This is a genomic window from Aldersonia kunmingensis (genome assembly GCF_001646865.1).
In the GTDB taxonomy this organism is placed as follows: domain Bacteria; phylum Actinomycetota; class Actinomycetes; order Mycobacteriales; family Mycobacteriaceae; genus Aldersonia; species Aldersonia kunmingensis.
The window spans coordinates 1-3,484 of record NZ_LRRB01000266.1; the positions used below are offsets into that span (position 1 = coordinate 1).

A 3,484-nucleotide genomic window follows, 5' to 3' on the forward strand; every position below is an offset into this window, starting at 1 on the left:
ATCCTGGTGGGCGGCACGATCGATGCCAGCACCGTTGCCGAGTTCGAGCGCGCAGTGCGGACCGAAGGAGCCGCCGGAACGCGCTCACTTGTGCTGGATCTGACCGACGTGACGCACCTCGCCAGCGCGGGCGTCGCGCTACTTCATCAGCTCGTCGCCCTACATCGCGCCAATGGGGCGACACTGCGGCTGTACGCACCTCTCGGAACCGCTGCGGAAATGGTCCTGACGCTCGTCCATCTCGAGCACGACACTCGAGAATCCGATCGTGCCGCGTTGCCGGATCTCGAGGACTAGCTGCCCTAATTGCAACGCTGGTGCATCGATAGGGTGCGTGCAATTTCGGCGATCCACGGCTAGCGTCAAAGAAGTAACTCGAGCACGGTCGTTAGTCGACGTGCGGCGTAATCTGCTCACCGACCTCGGCTTATTCCAATCTTGGAGGGCAGTGGTCGTCTTGGTCGAACTGTCGGTCACACGGTCGGCCACCACAACGGCGGTCATCCTTCATCTGCGCGGTGAGATCGATCTGGCCACCGTGGATGAGACCGCCCGAGCCTTGTTCGACGCGGCCGACGGGCTACCACCGCCGAACTTGATCGTGCTCGATCTGCGCTCGGTGAACTTCGTCGCGGTGGCCGGTGTTCGGGCGCTGCATCAGTTCGCTTCTGTCGCGGAATTGTTCGACCTCGATTGCCGACTGGTGGTGTCTTCGGACAGTGCGGTGAAACACGTCTTCGACCTCCTCGGCATGTCCGAAGGGTTGGCGATCCATCCGACACTCGATGATGCGATCCGTCCCTAGGAGCGATATTCCGCGGCGCAACCGGCCGCTATGAGAGATGGTGGATCCCATACGCGACAACCCGGCGCCCGATGACGACTGGTCGAGGCGGGCTGGAAGCGCGTCTGTCGTGCGCGACGTTTTCGACCAAATGCCCTGCTTGTGTTGGGACTCGAGGGAGCCGAGCATCGAATTGTCGCGGCAACCGGTGCATATCGGGAGTACGCCGGCCGCCAAGATCTGATCGGGATGGTCGTCCGGGATGCGTTTCCCGAGCTGTTGGGCCAGCACGTTTGGCCGATCTACGACCGTGTTTATGCCTCGGGGCAACCGGAGTTCCTGCGCGAATTCCGCGCCCAGATCGACCGGCCCGATTCGGGTGAGCACGTCGAACTCTTCGTCAACTTCAACGTGCACCCTCGTCGCGGACCGGATGGCCGGATTGTCGGTGTGACCGTGGATGTCACCGATGTGACCGAGCAGGTCCGCGAGCGACAAGCCGCCGGGCGCCGCGCCGCCGAGGCCGACCGCCGCTACGAACGCGCGCGCGACCTCATCGCCGCGATGCAGCGCGAACTCCTGTCCACCGGGGTGCCGGTCCTTCCTCGTGTGCAGATTGCCGCCACCTATCTGCTCGCCGACGCGGACACCGCCGCCGGTGGTGACTGGTTCGACGCGATCCCGCTACCCGACGGACGGATCGCGCTAGTGGTTGGAGATGTTGTCGGCCACGGTGTGGCGGCCTCGGCAACGATGGGGCAGCTGCGCATCATCCTGCACGAGCAGCTGGCCACCAAGCCCGATATCGGTGCGGGATTGAGCGCGCTCGATGCCGCGGCCGCGCGGATCCGTGGTGCGCTTGCGGCCACCGTGTGCGTGGTGATGCTCGATCCGGGTGTTGCGGTGTGGGCCCCTCTGGGAACACCTGCGGAGACGATCATGACGCTGGTTCGGCTCGACCACGGGACGAGCGCCTTCGACGATGCCGTCGGCGCGGATACCGTGGATTAGCTGCGCTCGTCGGTGACGTCGGTCGAAATCTTTGTGTGGACAAGTGAATGCTATTCGGGATCGGACCGGACTAGCATCAAGAGAGCACCAGGTCGTTCGTCGACGCGCGGCTCCACTCGCTTCACCGACCTCGGCTATTCCTTTTGCGGCAAGGTCGTCATGGTTCAACTTTCGGTCACGCGGACCACCACTACCACGGCGGTGATCCTGCATCTGCGTGGCGAGATCGATTTGGCCACTGCCGATGAGACTTGCCTGGCGCTTTTCTGTGCGACCGAGGGCGTACCACCGCAGAGTCTGATGGTGCTCGACCTGCGCTCAGTGACGTTCGTTGCGGTCGCCGGAGCGCGGGCGTTGCAACAGTTCGCCTCGGTCGCCGAGTTGCTGGAGATTGACTGCCGATTGGTCGTCTCGCCGGACAGCGTGATCCACCGCATATTCGACATCCTCGGCATGTCGGACGACCTGATCATCTATCCCACGATCGACGAGGCCATCGCTGTCGGTCGGTGATCGCGCAGGTAGATGTGGCGCACGCACGAGGTGCACTCGCTGCACAACACGCCAAGGCGATCGACCTTCGACGCGATTTGTGCTGCGCGGCTTGTGAATCCAGCCGTTGTCGAATCGCGAAGCCAGGTTTTGCTCACCACGACCCGGGCTGAAGGCCTCTTGCCCTGGTGGGGCAGGCCGAGTCATCAATCGCCACGCGCCGGTCGCGAGGTGGCCGAAACCGCGCGCAGCGGCACGGTACGACGACGACCTCGGCGACTGTCCGCGTCACTTGGTGCCCGGAATGTCGGGCTCGAGGTATTCGGTAGCTGAGCCCCTCCCAAACCTCAGCAGAATAATTGATTCCGGCATTATGTCTGGTAGTCCGTTCTCGGACGGAATTAAGCGGGATGCGAGATGGTGGATGTAATGGCTGGGGAACCGACGAGCGCGGACGACTTCTCGAAACGCGTCGGAGACGCTTCGATCGTCCATCGCGTCTTCGACGAGATGCCCCTGATGGTGGTGGCGTTGGAAGGACCCGACCATCGCATCCTTGCGACGACCAGCGCATTTCGGGAACTTGCCGGCCGCCGGTACTCGATCGGAATGTCCGCCGCTGAGGCGTTTCCGGAACTGACGGGTCAACAAATCTGGGAAATCTTCAACCGGGTCTATGCGTCGGGTCGGCCCGAAGCACTACGGAACTTCCGTGTCCAGATCAACTTGCCCGAGAAAGGTGAACGCCTCGAGCTGTTCATCGACTTCAACGTGACGCCCCGGCGTGGTTCCAACGGTGAAGTGGTCGGCCTGATCACCGATATTGTCGACAACACGGAGCTGGTCCGCGAGCGGCAGGCGGCGCTACAGCGCACTGCCGAAGCCGAACGTCGCTACGAACACGTCCGTGACCTGATCGACGCGATGCAGCGCGAGCTGCTCTCCACCGGTCTGCCGGTGCTTCCACAAATGCAGCTGCGCGCAAGCTATTTGCTTGCCGATGCCGACACGGCCGCCGGGGGTGACTGGTTCGACGCACTGGCGCTGCCGGACGGCCGCGTAGCGATGGTGGTTGGTGACGTGGTCGGCCACGGTGTAGCAGCCTCGGCAACGATGGGTCAGCTGCGGATCCTGTTGCAGGAGCGTCTGGCCACCAATTCCGACATCGCCTCCGCTTTGAAGGCGGTCGATGCTGCT

Annotated in this window: 5 protein-coding genes; all 5 read left to right on the forward strand. The window is 63.2% G+C overall.

Annotated features, from left to right (window positions below; genetic code table 11):
* Positions 1–297: STAS domain-containing protein (locus A8G08_RS20950; RefSeq protein WP_068278469.1), on the forward strand; the 297-nt coding region annotated here is incomplete at its 5' end.
* 151 nt (positions 298–448) lie between these two features.
* Entirely contained in the window at positions 449–805 is a 357-nt protein-coding gene (locus tag A8G08_RS27645; protein WP_068278471.1) for an STAS domain-containing protein, read from the forward strand.
* A gap of 141 nt (positions 806–946) precedes the next feature.
* The gene (locus tag A8G08_RS20960; protein ID WP_068278473.1) at positions 947–1,795 is read left to right on the forward strand and encodes a SpoIIE family protein phosphatase; all 849 of its coding nucleotides are present in this window, start codon (positions 947–949) and stop codon (positions 1,793–1,795) included.
* Positions 1,796–1,807: 12 nt separating this feature from the next.
* Entirely contained in the window at positions 1,808–2,308 is a 501-nt protein-coding gene (locus tag A8G08_RS20965) for an STAS domain-containing protein (RefSeq protein ID WP_157108711.1), read from the forward strand.
* 489 nt (positions 2,309–2,797) lie between these two features.
* Positions 2,798–3,484 (forward strand): SpoIIE family protein phosphatase (locus A8G08_RS20970; RefSeq protein WP_281182172.1); only part of this gene is annotated, 687 nt, incomplete at its 3' end.